Genomic DNA, 917 nt, shown 5'->3' with positions numbered 1-917 from the left:
TCCTCCTGAACGATTGGCGCTCACGTGGGATCATATCCGCAGGATGAAAGTATGCTGACCATCGTGCCGGACCCGGCTCTTCAGGCAGCATAGTGATCTGAGAATTGGCTCGGCTTGTTTGGACAGGTTTTCCTGATTTATAAGCGGAATACTGCCGCTGCTTAAGCCGCTTCGGGAAGCGATGTGGGATTGAAGTAAGCCTCATCGGGGGCTTGCCGTCAAGGCTCGAATGTGGGCGTCCCCGGTTGTAACATTCCAGATACCGTCCGATCGATGCGCGCGCCTGCGAGACGCTGTCATAGGCTTTGAGATAGATCTCCTCGTATTTTACCGTTCGCCACAAGCGCTCGACGAAGACGCTATCCCGCCATGCGCCCTTGCCGTCCCTGCTGATCTTGATCTCCCGATCAAGCAACACCTTTGGTGAAGGCGTGGCTGGTAAACTGGATGCCCTGATCCGAGTTGAATCTCCGGCTTGCCATGACCGCGATCAGGTAACAGAACCCGCGCGCCATCGGAATATAGGTCAGATCGGTCGCCCAAGCCTGGTTGGGTCGCGTCACCGCAAGATTGCGCAGCAGATACGGGTAGACCTTGTGACCGTCGCCCGGCGCGGGGACGTGCGCGGCTCGCGGTAAAGCGCGGCGATCCCCATCCGCTTCATCAGCGTGCGCACATGCAGGCGCCCGACATCAAAGCCAGCTCGCTTCAAAAGCTTCTGCAGCATCCGGCTGCCTGCAAACGGGTAATCCAGATGCAGTTCATCGATGCGCCGTATCAGCGCCAGATCGGCTTGCGGAACCGGCTGCGGCTGATCCCTAGGTCCCCGACTCATAAGATCGAAGCCAAATACGAATTGAAGCAAGCTGGATAGATGCGAGGAAATTATCGTCGCGTTTGTCGTATCGGTTGCGATG

The 917-nt window shown here is 57.4% G+C and carries 1 pseudogene; it reads right to left on the bottom strand.

Features of this window, described 5'->3' with window-relative positions:
• Nucleotides 1-161: 161 nt before the first annotated feature.
• Nucleotides 162-811, bottom strand: a pseudogene (locus ACTJKP_RS26940) (transposase); the annotation flags it as partial.
• Nucleotides 812-917: the final 106 nt, after the last annotated feature.

Source organism: Brucella sp. 22210, from assembly GCF_052045675.1.
Lineage (GTDB): Bacteria > Pseudomonadota > Alphaproteobacteria > Rhizobiales > Rhizobiaceae > Brucella.
The sequence above is the reverse complement of the archived record's forward strand: the minus strand, read 5'-3'. Positions and strand labels throughout refer to the sequence as shown.